Source organism: Pseudomonas sp. FYR_2, assembly GCF_043106425.1.
In the GTDB taxonomy this organism is placed as follows: Bacteria; Pseudomonadota; Gammaproteobacteria; order Pseudomonadales; family Pseudomonadaceae; genus Aquipseudomonas; species Aquipseudomonas monteilii.
This window is the reverse complement of sequence record NZ_JBICMM010000045.1, coordinates 1-15381: the sequence shown is the minus strand read 5'-3', so window position 1 is coordinate 15381 and position 15381 is coordinate 1. Positions and strand designations below refer to the sequence as shown.

Below are 15381 nucleotides of genomic sequence, written 5' to 3'. Positions count from 1 at the left end.
AAGTCATGCCGTCGATTGATGTGTCAGCCACCGCAAGCCTGCGTCAGCGGGCCATGAGGGCCGGGTCCTGGAACCTGGTGTCGCAGGTGGCGTCACAGGTCATGCGCCTTGGCGGCAACCTGATCATGGCCCGCTTGCTGCTGCCGGAAATGTTCGGGGTGATGGTCATTGCCACCACCGTTTCGGTACTGCTGCACCTGCTGTCCGATGTCGGCCTGCGCCAGAACATCATCCAGAGCCAACGGGGTGACGACCCGGACTTTCTCAATACCGCATGGACCGTGCAGATCATCCGCGGCTTCGTACTGTTCGGCCTGACCCTGTTGCTGGCTTTGTGTGCCTGGGTGGCGCAGGTCGAAGAACTGTGGCCGGCAGATTCCACCTATGCCGCGCCCGTGTTGCCGATGGTGCTGGCGGTTACCGGGCTGTCGGCGGTCATCTGGGGGTTCCAGTCCACCAAGATAGACGTGGCGGTACGCACTTTCCAACAGAAGCGTGTGGTACTGGTAGACCTGGCGTCCCAAGCAGCCGGCTTGGTGGTGATGCTGGTGCTGGGCTTGCTGACCCATTCCATCTGGGCGTTGGTCATTGCCGGCCTGGTGTCTGCCGTGGCCTGGACCGTGCTGGGGCACACGGCGTTGGAGGGGCCGAACAACCACCTGCGCTGGGACCGTACGGCGCTTACCGAACTGATCGTGTTTGGCCGCTGGATCCTGCTGTCGTCGATGGTGGGCGTGCTGGCCATGTACGGCGACCGCATCCTGTTTGGTGCGAGCATGTCGGCGGCGCAGCTGGGGGTGTATTCGATTGCCGTGCTGATCCTGGGCGCGGTGCAGACCGCACTGATGAAGATTGTCGGCGCCGTGGCGCTTCCTGCCTTCAGCGAAGCGGCCCGGGCCGCTGACAAAGAGCGGCTTAAAGCGCTGTATCACCGCTTCCGCCTGCTGGTCGACCTGCTGGTGCTGTTCATCTGCGGTGGCTTCCTGACCGCCAGCCCTCTGCTGATCGGCTGGATGTACGACGAGCGATACAGTGAGGCAGGCTCGATGCTGGCGATTCTTTCGCTGTCGTTCATCGTATTGCGCTATACCTTGGCTCATCAGGTGTGGATCGCCTTGGGCCTGACCAAGTATCAGGCCATGGACAACATCATCCGCTTAGTCTCGCTGTGGGGGCTGCTACCGTTGCTGTTGGCGATTGGCGGTGTGGAATGGGCCATCTGGGGTGTTGCCCTACATACCGTGCCCACGCTGGTGCTGGTTGTGTACGTGAATTGCAAGCTAGGTATCTTCAGTCTCAAACGTGAGCTGGTGGTGCTGCCGATGCTACTGGTCGGGGCACTGTGCGGGGCGCTGTTGACGGCCTTTTTCAACTGGCTGTGATGCAGCGTGCTGGGTGTAAATTCAATGGGTACAGGTCACGGGATCATGGGGAAGCTTATTTTTTGTAATGCGCAACTGGGGCGTAGGGGCTTTCTCCAGAGTTGTGTCTTGCTGGGCGTCGGTGGCGCCGTATTCGGCGCTTCTGCAGCCGTTGCTGGCAAACCTGTCGAAAAGCCGGGGTTCGTGGTGATCAACGGCTGGGTATTGCCGTCCCGTTACTTCCGGAACGAGCCAGCATGATCAAGGACTATCAGCAGCATAAGGTGCTGCGCGATCATTACGATTTTTGCATCATCGGCGCTGGCCCGGCAGGTATTACCCTGGGCCTGCGCCTGGCCGCCGCGGGCTGGAGCGTGTTGCTCGCCGAGGGCGGCGGGCGTGAGTATGCGCCGCACTCGCAAGGCTTGTATGCCTGCGCGTCCACGGGCCTTGAACTGTACGCCGAGGAAACCCGCCTGCGTTACCTGGGCGGTACATCCAACCATTGGGCTGGCCGCTGTCGTCCTTTTACGCCCTCCGACTTTTCTATCCCCCCGCCAGGCGACCTGCCTGGCTGGCCCATCGCCTATTCGGAGATCGAAGGCTACCTGCCTGCGGCCATGGATATCGTCGACCTGCCGGCCGGGGCGGATTTTCGTGCCATGAATACCGGCCTCAACGGTGGCGATTTCGAACCCGATCGTTTCCTGCTGAGCACACCCACGCGCTTTGCGCAGAAATACGCCACGGCCCTTGAACAGACCAAAGGCCTGGACGTGTTCATCAATTGCAACTGCGTGGACCTGGAGTTCGACAAGGGGTCCGGGCACCTGGCCGCCGTGATCCTGTCCGACTACGAACGCAATCGGCAGCGCCTGGTGGCAAGCAACTTCATTCTGGCCACCGGTGCCATCGAGAATGCCCGGCAGTTGCTCAACAGTGAAACCTTGGTGGGCGCGGGCGTGGTGAACAAGGACGGGCTGGTTGGCGGGTGCTTCATGGAGCACCTGAACATCGACCTGGGGACCTTCATCCTCAAGTCCGGGCAGGACCCGGAGCCACGCCAGTACTACACCACCGATGCCTTCGTCGATGAGTACAAGGCCGGCAAAGGCAACGTCACCGCCGCCTTGCTGGCCGATGTGCAAACCTATGGGCGTACCGCCGAGGTTAAACATTTTCTCGAAAACCTGGCCTGTGACTGGGGCTTCGCCAGCAAGGTAGCGTTCGTTGCCAAGTTCAGCTGCCCCGGTGATGGCGTGATCAGTACGATGATCGAGCAATTCCCCAACCTGCACAGCCGTATTTCGCTGCTGGACGAGAAGGACGCACTGGGCGTTGCCAAGGTCAATGTCAACTGGGCACTGACTGCCGATGACCGGCACACCATCAAGTGCATTGGCAGCGAGCTGGCCAAGCAGTTCGCCGACATGGACCTGGGCTTCGTCAAGCTCAACGACTTTGTCTACGACACGTCGATCGCGCTGAAAATGGCCCCGCATGCCCATCACATGGGCACCACGCGCATGGCCGCCTCGCCGCAGTACGGTGTGGTCGATACCAACTGCAAGGTGTTCGGTACCGAAAACCTGTACATCGCCGGCAGCAGTATTTTCGCCAAGGGCGGCGCCTCCAACCCGACCATGCCGCTGCTGCAGTTTGCCGTGCGGCTGGCCGACCACCTCAATGCCAAGATGACGGCGGCCAGAGGCGCCGTGGCGTGACGCTAGTTGTACACGGGTTGAGAGCGCTGCGGTCAGCAACCAGAAGAACGAGACCGGAACGCCTCAGGGACATTCCAGACGGATTTGATTGCGAGGCCAGGCAGTATGAAGGGATGGATACGCAAGGCAGTGGCGCATTATGCCCATGCAACCGGGCGGGGCGGCACGTTCTACAGGCGGTTCTGCAGGCCTTCAGGGCTTGAATGGGGCGCTTACCTCGCCCGCTGGGGCAACTTTCACTCGGTCGGCACCAACTTCTTTGTCAATACAGGCTGCAAGTTCCTCGACCCGTCGCTGGTACGCATTGGCAATAGTGTGGGCCTTTCCGACTGCACGCTGATCGGTCATGACGGGGTGGTATTGCTGATCGAGCATCGCTTCGGCAAGCACCTGGATTCAGTCGGGTTCATCGATATCAAGGACAACTGCTTCATCGGCCACGGTGCGATCATCATGCCCCGTGTGACCATCGGGCCGGAATCGATCGTGGCTGCCGGCGCGGTAGTGACTAAGGATGTACCGCCAGGCACTGTCTACGGCGGCAACCCGGCTGAATTCATCTGTACCACCGAACAGCTGATCCAACGGGTGGAAGCGCGTTGCGAAGCCTACCCGTGGATCGACCTGGTCAAGCAGCGCAATGGCGCCTACGACCCGGAAGTGGAGCCGCTGCTGATGGCGCAAAGGCGTCAGTATTTCTTCGGAGACAGCAAAAATGGCTAGCAAACCTGTGGATGTCATGGTGGTCAACTTCAATACCGCCGGGCTGCTGCAGCCGATGTTCGACGCCCTGCGCCGCGCCGACGGCGAGCGGCTGGCCAGCTACCTGGTGGTGGACAACGCATCACGCGATGACTCGGTGCAGCGCATGGCCCAGGTGTGTCCCGAAGCACTGCTGCTGAGCAACCAACAGAATGTGGGGTTCGGCCGGGCCAACAACCAGCTGCTGGCACACCTGAAGGGCAAGTACGCGTTGCTGCTCAATACCGATGCCTTTGTCGCCGCCGACTCCTTGCAGAAAACCCTGGACTACATGGAGGCCCACCCGGAGTGCGGCGTGCTGGGAGTGCGCCTTGAGGGCCGAGACGGTGACCTGCAGCCCAGTTGCCGCTACTTCCCCACGCCGCTCAATGTTTTTGTCGGGCGTACCGGGTTGGGGCGGTTTTTCCCGGGGCTGAAAATGGTCGACGAAATGAACTGGGACCACGCATCGGTTCGCGAATGTGACTGGTTGCCCGGCTGCTTCTACCTGGTACGCCGCGAAGTGCTGGACAAGGTGGGCCTGTTCGACCCTCGCTACTTCCTTTATTACGAAGAGGTGGACCACTGCAAGCGGGTGAAGGCGGCGGGCTGGAAGGTGGTGTTCTATCCGCATACAACCGTGGTGCACATCGGCGGTGAAAGCTCCAAATCGGTGGCCGAGCTGGAGGCGGCAAGCCGACAGATCTCAGCGTACCAGATCGAAAGCGAGTTGCTGTACTTCCGCAAGCACCACGGAGTGGCGGGGCTGGCCCTGCACATGCTGCTGGTCACCTTGGGTGACCTGGTGCTGGCACTCAAGGCGCTGTTGAAACGACGCGGCAGGGGCGCGATACAGGCCTGCTGGCGTCATTGCCAGGCAACCTGGTCATTGTTGTTCAAGACCCGGTACGCCAGCCAGGCGACAAGGTAGGTGGAGCCATGTTCGAGAATATTCGTGCTGACCTGCGGGCCCACGGCGGTGACTGGGGCGCCCAGGGGTTTTGGGTACTGCTGGTGTATCGCTTTGGCCGCTGGCGCTATACCGTGCGCCCGGCGCTGCTGCGCAAGCTGTGCTCGTTGATCTACAAGGTGCTGTTCAAATTCGTGCAAATCATCACCGGCATCGAACTGCCGTGCGAAGTGGTGATTGGCCGCAACTTCGTCATCGACCATTTTGGCGGCATCGTTGTCAGCGGCTATGCCCGCTTTGGCGATGACTGCCGCATCCGCAACGGCGTGGTGGTGGGCCTGAAGAATGTCGACGAGCCGATTGCCCCGGTGTTCGGCAACAACGTCGATATCGGCACCGGGGCCAAGGTGCTGGGCAGTATTCGCATAGGCAACAACGTGATCATCGGCGCCAATGCCGTGGTACTGGTGGATGTGCCGGACAACGCGTTGGCGGTAGGGGTGCCGGCCACCATCAAGACCAGGCAGCCGGCTGGCACGGCGCCCGTTGAGTGAGGCTTATGGCAACGGTAATCGGTGTGGTGGTCATCGGCCGCAACGAAGGCGTACGCCTGGAGCGATGCCTGCGTTCGCTGATGCAAGGTGTGGGCAAGGTCGTGTACGTCGACTCGGGTTCCACCGACGGTTCGCCGCAGCTGGCCCGCAGCCTGGGTGTGGAGGTACTGGCGTTGGACATGCGTGTTCCGTTCACTGCCGCGCGCGCCCGCAACGAAGGCTTTAGCGCCTTGCAGCGGCTGTTGCCGTCGATGCAGCTGGTACAGTTCGTCGATGGTGACTGCGAGGTGGATGCCCGCTGGCTGGCCACGGCGCAGGCATTTCTCGATCAGCACCCCGAGGTGGCAGTGGTGTGCGGCCGCCGCCGTGAGCGCTTCCCGGAACGATCGGTGTACAACCTGTTGTGCGATCTGGAATGGGACACCCCCATCGGTGAAGCCAAGGCCTGTGGCGGCGATGCGTTGATGCGCGCAGATACCTTCGCTGCCGCGGGCGGCTTCCGCGCTGACCTGATCGCTGGCGAGGAGCCCGAGCTGTGCGTGCGCTTGCGAGGCCATGGCTGGAAAGTCTGGCGCCTGGACGCCGAGATGACCCTGCACGACGCGGCCATGACCCGTTTCAGCCAATGGTGGCGGCGCAGCCTGCGTGCCGGCCATGCCTATGCCGAAGGGGCCTACCTGCATGGGCAGCCGCCAGAGCAGCACTGGTTACGCGAGTCACGCCGGGCCTGGTTGTGGGGCTTGGGCATTCCTGTGGTGATAGTGCTGGCTTGCCTGCTGTTGGGTGGCTGGTGCCTGCTTTTGCTATTGATTTATCCACTGCAGGCTGTGCGCCTGGCCCGGCGTGGTGGCAAATCGGCGCGCGAGAACTGGCTGCAGGCGGTATTCCTGGTGCTGGGCAAGTTCCCGGAAATGCTCGGCCAGCTGAAATTCATGCGCCACCGCTTCGCGGCTGGCAAATCGGCTTTGATCGAGTACAAGTGAGAGAGACCCATGATGCTCGGCGCCCTCGTGAAAAGCGTGTTTACCCTGCAACCGGGCTACTCGTTGCGGGCATTGAACAACAAGTACAAGTTGACCCGAGAGATTGTCAGACAATGGCCTGAGCTGAACGCCTTCATGCAGCGCATGACGGCGGCGCTGGGTCAGCAGGGGCTGCAGCGGCTGGGTGTGGATTGCATCGGCGTGGTGCAGTGGCCTTACCTCAGCAAATGCTGGGAGGCCCCGCAGCGCATGGAGGTGGTGGCTTCGCACTTCGAAGTGCTGGCCGGGCAGTTTCCGGCGCTGTTGCTACTGGGGCGAGACGAAAGCCTGACGCTGTGCGAACTGGCTAGTTATTCGCCGGGCTGCCGCCTGGTGCTGGACCGGCCGATCTGGTTCAAGCGCGAAGGTGAACTGGTACTGAATCTGTTCCAGGGCGACCTGCGCGTGGCATCGTTGGCGTTTACCCTGTGCCGCGATCAGGGGGTGCTGTCGATGTTCATCGGTGCCGTCCAGGGCATTCACAAGGGCATCGACAGTGAAACCTCGCTGGCCATCTACCGTGACCTGACCAAGGACTTTGAAGGGCTGCGCCCGCGCAGCCTGCTGCTCGAAGCGTTGAAATGCCTGGCCCGCATGCTGGGCGTTGCGCACCTGTATGCCGTCAGCGATGCCTGCCGGCACCATCGCCACCCGTACTTTGGCAGCGACAAGGCCCACGATCTGGCGGCCAACTACGACGTCATCTGGCAGGAAAATGGCGCTACGGCGTCGAACCGCGACGACTTCTTCACTATCACCCTGGCACCGGCACAACGGGCCGAGCAAGACATCCCGGCCAAAAAGCGTGCGATGTACCGCCGCCGCCAGGCGCTGCTCGACGATGTTTTTATCCGCCTGCAGGCCGCATTGCCGGGCAGCAGTCACAACCTTGGACTACAAGGAAAACAGGGGGATGCATTTGCTGTGAGTGCATCGGCAGTAGACAGACCACCCGTAGTCGACAGCCTGAAGTGAAGGTTGCCAGGGGAGGCCGGTCATCAAGCGGGTTGGGATCTGGATTCGTATGCGCATTGCTTACTTCATCAATCAGTACCCGAAGGTCAGCCACAGTTTCATCCGCCGCGAGATCCTGGCGCTGGAGCGTCAGGGTGTAGAGGTGCAACGCATCGCCCTGCGGGGATGGGACGCCGAGTTGCAGGATGCCGAGGATACGGCCGAGCGCGACAAGACCCGTTATGTGCTGCGGGCTGGTGTAAAGGGCTTGCTCAGGCCCACGTTACAGGTGCTGCGAGCACAGCCCGGGCGGTTTTTCCAGGCCCTGTGGCTGGCCATGCGCCTTGGCCTTCGCGCCGACCGCGCCTGGCCCTACCACTTGGTCTACCTGGCCGAAGCTTGCCAGGTGCTGCAGTGGCTGCAGGGCAGTGAGGCGAAACACGTGCATGCCCATTTCGGCACCAACTCCACCGAGGTGGTCATGCTGACCAACCAACTGGGCGGGCCGGCTTACAGTTTTACCGTGCATGGGCCGGAAGAGTTCGACAAACCACAGTTCCTGCACATGGGTGAAAAGGTGCGGCGAGCCGCCTTTGTCGCAGCGGTCAGTTCGTACGGGCGCAGCCAACTGTTCCGCTGGGTGGCGCACGAGCATTGGCCCAAGGTAAAGGTGGTGCATTGCGGCCTGGAGCGGGGTTTCCATGAGGTGGCGCCGGTCGATGTGCCGTCGGTACCACGGCTTGTTTGCGTGGGGCGCCTGTGTGAGCAGAAAGGCCAGCTGCTGTTGCTTGAGGCGGCGCGTCAGCTTGCTGCACAGTCGATTGACTTCGAACTGGTGTTGGCGGGTGACGGTGAAATGCGCCAGCAGATCGAGGCCCTGATTGCCCGGCATGGCCTGCAGCAGCGCGTACGCATCACTGGCTGGATCAGCAGTGCACAGGTGCGCGAAGAAATCCTTGGCGCCCGCGCGCTGGTATTGCCCAGCTTCGCCGAAGGCCTGCCGGTAGTGATCATGGAGGCCATGGCCTTGCGCCGGCCCGTGCTGACCACCTATGTGGCGGGCATCCCCGAACTGGTGCGCCCGGGTGAGAACGGCTGGCTGTTCCCCGCTGGCGCTGTCGACGAGCTGGCTGAAGCCATGGCGGATTGCCTGTGCCAACCGGCCGACGTGCTGCAGCGCATGGGCGAGGCCGCCTACCAGCGTGTGCTGCAGCGGCATGATATCGACACCGAAGCAGCCCGGCTGGCCGCTTACTTCAAGGCATCCGCATGATAAGTGTATTGAGTTGGTTACTGGGCCTGCTGACGGTCATCGTCCTTGTGCCTGTGTCGATTTTTTTTGTACAGATGCTGCTGGCATGTCTGCCACCACGCTCGCAGTATCTGGGTCATAGTCGGCGCCCCCGGGTAGCGGTGCTGGTACCTGCCCACGATGAGGCTGCGATCATTCGCGCAACGCTGGCGAGCATTGCCCCGCAATTGCTTGAGGGTGACCGCTTGCTGGTGGTGGCAGACAACTGCACCGATGACACCGCGCAGCTGGCCCGCGACGCCGGCGCCGAGGTGGTGGAACGCTTCGACTCGGTGCTGCGTGGCAAAGGCTATGCGCTGGACTTCGGCGTGCGTCACCTGGCTGAACAGCCTCCCGAGGTGGTGATAGTGGTGGATGCCGATTGCCAGGTGGGTGAGGGGGCGATTGACTGCCTCGCGCGTCGCTATCACCAGACCCAGCGCCCGGTACAGGCGCTGTACCTGATGCGTGCGCCCGGGGGGGCCGGGCTGAAAGTGCAGGTCGCCGAGTTTGCCTGGCGGGTAAAAAACCTGGTGCGCCCGCGTGGCTGGGCGCGGCTGGGGTTACCCTGCCAATTGATGGGTGCGGGCATGGCATTCGGTTGGCACGACCTGAGCTTGATCAACCTTGCCAATGGGCACCTGGTAGAGGACGTGAAACTGGGCCTGGACCTGTGTCAGCAGGGCAAGCCTCCCGTGTTCTGCCCTGAGGCATTGGTCACCAGCCAGTTTCCTGCCAGCCAGCAAGGCCTGAACAGCCAGCGCACCCGCTGGGAGCATGGTCACCTGGGCTTGATGCTGGCCGATGCACCCAAGCGTGCGTTGGCCGCCGTGAGCCAAGGCAATGGCAGCTTGCTGGCCATGACCCTCGACTTGCTGGTACCGCCTTTGGCGTTGTTGGTACTGACCCTGCTGGGGCTCAATCTGGTGGCCTGGCTTGCGTACTTGCTGTTCGATGTTGCCGCGCCAGCGTGGATCGCCCTGATAGCGTTGGCCATGCTCAGCCTTGCGGTATTGCTGGCCTGGGCGCGCTTCTGCCGTGAGTTGATCCCGTTTTCCGTCTTGCTTTACGCACCGTTCTACGCAGCAAAGAAAATCCCTTTGTACCTGGGGTTCCTGATCAAGCGCCAGGTCGAGTGGGTGCGCTCAAAACGGGATGACGAGTGATGGCACTGTGGCAATGGCAGAATCGCTGGCAACGCATAATCGACGCGCTAGAGGTGGTGCCCGACAGCGGCGCGGCACAGCGCCTGCTCGACAGGCTGGCTGCCCCGCAAGCCGCGACCGTGCTGGGCTTCGTCAATGCCCATGCGATGAATCTGGTGGTCCGTGACGGCGCCTACTGCCAGGCACTGTCGGCAGCCGACGTGCTGCTGCGGGACGGCTCCGGCATGGCCATCCTGTATCGGCGCCTGGGCCTAGCACCCGGGCTTAACATGAACGGGACTGACTTCATTCCCAGGCTCATGGCCGCATACCGTGGGCGCAAGGTCGCATTCTGGGGCACCCGACAACCTTACCTGAACCAGGCCGTGCAGCGGTGTGAAGCCGAGTTTGGTGTAGTACCCGTGTCGGTACATGACGGTTTCGCCAGCCTCGAAACCTACCTGCAGCTGGCCCGTGAACAGCAGCCCGAACTGATCGTGCTGGGCATGGGCATGCCCAAGCAGGAGGCGGTGGCGGCCAGGTTGGCAGCCGTTGGCGGGCCGTGCCTGATCGTGTGTGGTGGGGCAATCCTGGACTTTCTCGGCGGCAAGGTCAGCCGGGCACCGCATTGGCTAAGGCGGCTGGGGGGAGAGTGGGCGTACCGGCTGTTGCGCGAGCCAAAACGCCTGTTCATGCGCTATGTGGTGGGCAACCCGCTGTTCCTGCTGCGCACCCTGCTTTACCGCAAGGCCGCCGATTCGGCCAGTGGCACTGTGTGAATCGGCCAAAATCCGCGCTGATGGCGGGTGGCTGCTACAGTGAGAGCAGTGGCTTGGGGGCTGCACGATCTTGCTTATCTGCCGTTGTACACGCTGTTTTCAAGACTTGATGCTTGATGGAAGGCACTGGCTACGCTCACACACATGAGGTCTGAAATGGTTTTCGAACCCAGAAGCAGTCGTTCCTTACTCCAAAGAAGAAGCAGCGTAAGTAACGCCATTCAGGCAGGGCTCGATGGCATTGCAGTCACCAGTATTGCCTGGTATCTCATCTACGATCAGTTTGGTTACATTACCTCCGATTATGTAATCATGCTGCTGTTGCTGATTGGCGCACTGGCCGTCATTTACGACCATTATGCGATCTACCGCACCAATGTCGGGCTTTCGATCAAAGCCTTCCGCCTGTTCAAGGCCTGGTCGGCAACGTTCTGTTTTCTCGTGGTCATGGCCTTCCTGACCAAGCAGAGTGAAACGTACTCGCGGTTGTTGGTGGTGCAGTTGTTCATCATTGGCTACATCGCGCAGTTGTTCCTGCACTTTACCGTTCGTGAATTGCAAAAGCGTTTTACTGCCCATGCACGTCTGGATAACGCGCTGATTATCGGCGACGGCGACCTGGCGAATTTTCTTTATCAGAAAATCAGCAACAACCCCTGGTTTGGTGAACGGGTATTGGGGTGCGTACTGCTCGGCAAGGGCGACGGGCAGGGGCGTGACAACGGCGAGGGCAAGCAGCGCCTGCCTGTGCTGGGGCACATTGCAGACCTGGATGAAATCGTCGCCCAGCATGGTATACGCACCGTCTACCTGGTTACGCCGCTCGGTGGCTCCGAGGTCATCAACGATGTGTACTTCAAGTTGCTCGACAAGTGCATCGCGGTGAACTGGGTGCCGGATATCTTTTCGTTGCGCCTGATCAACCACAGTGTGCGGGAAATTGCCGGGATTCCTGTGCTGACCTTGTCGGAAACGCCCCTGACGGGCATGAGCCTTTTTCTAAAAAACCTTGAGGACAGGGTGCTGGCAGCAGTCATTCTACTGTGCGCTTCGCCTGTATTGCTGACGGTTGCGCTGGCCATCAAACTCACCAGCCCCGGCCCGGTGTTCTTCCGCCAGGAACGCACGGGCTGGACCGGGGAGTCGTTCAGGATCTGGAAATTCAGGAGCATGCATGTCCACCAGCCCGAAGGTGATGTGGTCAAGCAGGCACAGAAGAATGACCCGCGGCTTACCCGGATTGGCGCCTTCATTCGTCGCACCAGCCTGGATGAATTGCCACAGCTGTTCAATGTGCTGACCGGGGAAATGTCGCTGGTCGGGCCGCGACCGCATGCGCTGCAGCATGACACCTTGTATTCCCAGGACATCGTTGATTACTTTGCCCGCCACAACATCAAGCCGGGCATGACCGGCTTGGCCCAGGTACGTGGCTTCAGGGGAGAGACCAAGGATATCGAGCAGATGATCCAGCGGGTGGACTCTGACATCGAGTACATCAACAACTGGTCGCTGTGGCTGGACTTCGTGATTCTGGTGCGCACCCTTAATGCCTTTACCGGCAAGCAGGCTTACTAGTTATTGAAAGCTGGCGAGATCCCTGTAGGAGCGGCCGTGTACAGGCTGGCTATTCCTTGTTCAGCGGGTGCAATTCCCGGAATCCTCGCGCTTCCTCCACCAGCCAGTCATGCACCGCCCGGGCCCCAGGCTGGTTCAACCCGCCTGGCGGGTAATGCACCACGTAGCGTTTGTGGTTGGCGATCGGCACGCCGAACGGCACGATCAATGCGCCGCGCTCCAGTTCGTCATTCAACAGTGTGCGACGGGCGATCGCTACGCCGATGCCGGCGATGGCCGCTTCGATGGTCAGGTGGTTGCGGTTGAAGGTGTGCCCACGCCGCACATCCAGGCCGGCGGCGCCAATACCCTCCAGGTAGAACTCCCACTCCGCATACTCCGAACTGCCACGCCATGCCGTGATGTCGTGCAGCAGCGGGTAGTGCGCCAGGTCCGCCGGCCCATGCAGCGGCGGGCGCCCGCGTAGCAGGGTAGGTGAGCACACCGGAAAGATCTGCTCGTCCAGCAGCGGGGTCGAGAGCATGCCAGGGTAGCTGCCATCGTTCAGGTCGATAGCCAGGTCGAAATCGCCTGGGGTCAATGCCTGGGCACTGTCCTCGGCCACCAGGCGCAGCTCGATGTCCGGGTAACGCTGCTGAAAACGCGGCAGGCGCGGGGTGAGCCATTTGGCCAAAAAAGACGGGATCGAGCGCACGCGCAAGGTGCCGCGGATTTCACCGGCATCCAGGCGCAACAATTCGGCCTCGATGCTGCCGTAGGCTTCTGTCACCGTCTGGGCCAGGCGTTGCCCTTCGGCGCTCAGCTCCACACCCCGTGCCCGACGCAGGAACAGCCGGTAACCCAGGCGCTCTTCCAGCTGGCGCATCTGCTGGCTGACAGCACCTGGGGTAATGTGCAGCTCTTCGGCGCAGCGGGTGAAGGACAGGTGCCGGGCTGCGCAGGCGAATACATGCAGCCAGACGAACACCTGACCATTGAGTTGTCGTCGCATCGTTTAGCACCACTAAAGCCTTGCTTAGAAAGATTCGTTGGTCATTCGTGAATGAGCGCGTCAGTATCGCGCAAAATCGCAATACCGCTCAATTTCTTCAGATAACCGTGCCGTGGATTCATCTCAGGGCATGGTCAGGCATTAGCATGGCTATCAGTGTTTTCGACCTTTTCAAAATCGGCATCGGGCCGTCCAGCTCTCACACCGTCGGCCCGATGCGGGCAGCCGCGACGTTCGCCCAGGCCCTGCGTGAGCTGGGGGTGCTGACGCGGGTCACGCGCGTTGAAGTGCGGTTGTATGGCTCGCTGTCGGCTACCGGGGTTGGCCATGCCACCGATCGCGCCTGCCTGCTGGGCCTGATGGGCCAATGGCCAGACCGGATCGATCCGACCACCATCGATTCGCGTATCAGCCAGGTGCTGCAGGAGCATTGCCTGATATTGGATGGCAGCCACCCGATGACCTTCGAGTATGGCCGTGACATGTTGCTGCTCGACGAAAACCTGCCTTATCACCCCAATGCCATGAGCCTGGAGGCGCTGGACGGGCAGGGCAGCCTGCTGTGCCAGACCTACTATTCAGTGGGCGGTGGATTTATCGTCGAGCAGGCCGAAATCGATGCCCCTGCCGCCGAAAGCAACGCAGTGGTCCTGCCCTACGAATTCGACAGTGCGGCCCAGCTGCTGGCCTTGTGCAAAACGCACGGTTTGAGCGTTGCGCAACTGATGATGGCCAACGAACGTGCCTGGCGCCCGGAAGCCGAAGTGCGTGAAGGTTTGCTGCGTATCTGGGCCGCCATGCAGGCGTGCGTTCAGAACGGCCTGCGCAACGAAGGCATCCTGCCGGGTGGGCTGCACGTCAAACGCCGCGCCGCGCGGCTGCACCGCAGCTTGCAGGAACTGGGCAAGCCCAACGTGATTGGCTCGACCCTCAGCGCCATGGAGTGGGTGAACCTGTTCGCCCTGGCGGTCAATGAAGAGAATGCTGCCGGTGGGCGCATGGTCACTGCACCAACCAACGGTGCGGCCGGTATTATCCCGGCGGTGCTGCACTACTATATGAAGTTCAACCCCAGTGCCAATGACGCGGATGTGGTGGACTTCCTGCTCGGCGCCGCAGCGGTCGGTATTTTGTGCAAGAAAAACGCGTCGATTTCGGGGGCCGAAGTCGGTTGCCAGGGCGAGGTGGGCTCAGCGTGTTCGATGGCCGCTGCCGGCCTGGCGCAAGTGCTGGGTGCAACACCGCCACAACTTGAGAACGCCGCCGAGATTGCGCTGGAGCACAACCTCGGGCTGACCTGCGACCCGGTCGGTGGCCTGGTGCAGGTGCCGTGCATCGAGCGCAATGCGATTGCTGCGGTAAAGGCGATCAATGCCGTACAGATGGCGTTGCGTGGGGATGGCGAGCACTTCATCTCACTTGACCGGGTAATCCGCACCATGCGTGATACCGGGGCGGACATGCATGCCAATTACAAGGAAACTTCGCGCGGCGGTTTGGCGGTTGCATTCGTAGAGTGTTAGTGGGCCTGATAAAACTGCTAGTTCCACATGCTCAAGTATATCCGGATAATGAAGCAACAGACATTCGGATTGCTGTGTATGGGAATTACACAAATGAAGAAATACGTCGAAAAGCTTTTTTATGAGGGGCGGTCTTTGGTGTGTCAGGTCGGTACTGCTCACACACGGCTGCTCTACGCAAACGATCGGCTGTTGTCGCAGCAGCGAGAGAGAGCAGGGCTGGTTCAAACCATCGGGCGCAATTCTGTGGTCGCTGTATGGGAGTCAGGCATTTTAACTCGGGAGGCTTATTCCCCATATGGTGCGTCGTCGTCGGGACAAGCGCTGACGCCGGTGGGGTTCAATGGGCAGTGGCGCGACGTGTTGATGGACAGTTACCCGCTGGGTCAAGGTAAACGTCTTTATAGGCCAAGGCTCATGCGGTTCCTTGCTCCTGACTCGCAGAGCCCTTTTGACCGTGGGGGTATGAATGCCTATTGCTACTGCTCTGCAGATCCCATCAACTTCCATGATCCTTCCGGGGAAGCGCATGTCAAAATTTTAGGCGTCAAGCTACCTTTGAGGGTTTCATCAGGATTAGGTAAGGCATTGAGAGCAAACGATCTCCCCACGCTATCGAAGCGATCTGTCAGGGACTCTTTGATGCATGATCTATCGTCGGAATTCGCGAGTGGAAGAGCCAATTCTCCCTCGCTAATTATCGTGCCGGCTAGAAAGGATGAAAGTAATACCTTCACCTACAGGGGCAATCGCTACAGGTTTACGCCGGCAGAAATGGTGAGTTCAAGTCACCATGTAACCGGCACTA

The 15381-nt window shown here is 60.9% G+C and carries 14 protein-coding genes; 13 read left to right on the top strand and 1 reads right to left on the bottom strand.

Annotated features, from left to right (window positions below; all coding sequences use genetic code 11):
- Positions 1-5: 5 nt before the first annotated feature.
- The 11 genes from ACF8R4_RS19045 (at position 6) to ACF8R4_RS18995 (ending at position 12059) form a co-directional block, all read left to right on the top strand.
- Positions 6-1382 (top strand): oligosaccharide flippase family protein, encoded by a 1377-nt coding sequence (locus tag ACF8R4_RS19045; RefSeq protein ID WP_060499344.1) that lies wholly within the window; start codon positions 6-8, stop codon positions 1380-1382.
- 236 nt (positions 1383-1618) lie between these two features.
- On the top strand, positions 1619-3085 hold the full coding sequence (locus tag ACF8R4_RS19040; RefSeq protein WP_392493195.1) for an FAD-dependent oxidoreductase: 1467 nt from the start codon (positions 1619-1621) through the stop codon (positions 3083-3085).
- 105 nt (positions 3086-3190) lie between these two features.
- Positions 3191-3808: an acyltransferase gene (locus ACF8R4_RS19035; protein WP_060499347.1), complete on the top strand. Its 618-nt coding sequence runs from the start codon at positions 3191-3193 to the stop codon at positions 3806-3808.
- Positions 3801-4757: a glycosyltransferase family 2 protein gene (locus ACF8R4_RS19030; protein ID WP_392493193.1), complete on the top strand. Its 957-nt coding sequence runs from the start codon at positions 3801-3803 to the stop codon at positions 4755-4757. The genes ACF8R4_RS19035 and ACF8R4_RS19030 overlap by 8 nt, the downstream gene beginning before the upstream one ends.
- An 8-nt stretch (positions 4758-4765) precedes the next feature.
- On the top strand, positions 4766-5290 hold the full coding sequence (locus ACF8R4_RS19025; protein ID WP_060499349.1) for a serine O-acetyltransferase: 525 nt from the start codon (positions 4766-4768) through the stop codon (positions 5288-5290).
- Positions 5291-5295: 5 nt separating this feature from the next.
- The gene (locus ACF8R4_RS19020; RefSeq protein ID WP_060499350.1) at positions 5296-6273 is read left to right on the top strand and encodes a glycosyltransferase family 2 protein; all 978 of its coding nucleotides are present in this window, start codon (positions 5296-5298) and stop codon (positions 6271-6273) included.
- A 9-nt stretch (positions 6274-6282) separates the two neighbouring features.
- Positions 6283-7287, top strand: coding sequence for a VirK/YbjX family protein (locus ACF8R4_RS19015; RefSeq protein WP_060499351.1), 1005 nt, complete (start codon positions 6283-6285; stop codon positions 7285-7287).
- A 49-nt stretch (positions 7288-7336) separates the two neighbouring features.
- Positions 7337-8539: a glycosyltransferase gene (locus ACF8R4_RS19010; protein WP_060499352.1), complete on the top strand. Its 1203-nt coding sequence runs from the start codon at positions 7337-7339 to the stop codon at positions 8537-8539.
- A complete protein-coding gene (locus tag ACF8R4_RS19005; protein WP_060499353.1) occupies positions 8536-9723 on the top strand; it encodes a glycosyltransferase family 2 protein in 1188 nt (395 codons plus the stop codon). The genes ACF8R4_RS19010 and ACF8R4_RS19005 overlap by 4 nt, the downstream gene beginning before the upstream one ends.
- Complete coding sequence (locus ACF8R4_RS19000; RefSeq protein WP_374754799.1) at positions 9723-10481, top strand: WecB/TagA/CpsF family glycosyltransferase; 759 nt, start codon at positions 9723-9725, stop codon at positions 10479-10481. The genes ACF8R4_RS19005 and ACF8R4_RS19000 overlap by 1 nt, the downstream gene beginning before the upstream one ends.
- Before the next feature lie 156 nt (positions 10482-10637).
- Complete coding sequence (locus tag ACF8R4_RS18995; protein WP_156866957.1) at positions 10638-12059, top strand: undecaprenyl-phosphate glucose phosphotransferase; 1422 nt, start codon at positions 10638-10640, stop codon at positions 12057-12059.
- Between the two features lie 49 nt (positions 12060-12108).
- On the opposite strand, the gene ACF8R4_RS18990 is transcribed toward ACF8R4_RS18995, so the two are convergent.
- Positions 12109-13050 (bottom strand): LysR substrate-binding domain-containing protein, encoded by a 942-nt coding sequence (locus tag ACF8R4_RS18990; protein ID WP_060499355.1) that lies wholly within the window; start codon positions 13048-13050, stop codon positions 12109-12111.
- 146 nt (positions 13051-13196) lie between these two features.
- Between ACF8R4_RS18990 and ACF8R4_RS18985 the strand changes: the two genes are divergently transcribed.
- Complete coding sequence (locus tag ACF8R4_RS18985; protein ID WP_104834740.1) at positions 13197-14573, top strand: L-serine ammonia-lyase; 1377 nt, start codon at positions 13197-13199, stop codon at positions 14571-14573.
- A gap of 93 nt (positions 14574-14666) precedes the next feature.
- A partial coding sequence (locus ACF8R4_RS18980) for an RHS repeat-associated core domain-containing protein (RefSeq protein ID WP_392493190.1) occupies positions 14667-15381 on the top strand: 715 nt, incomplete at its 3' end.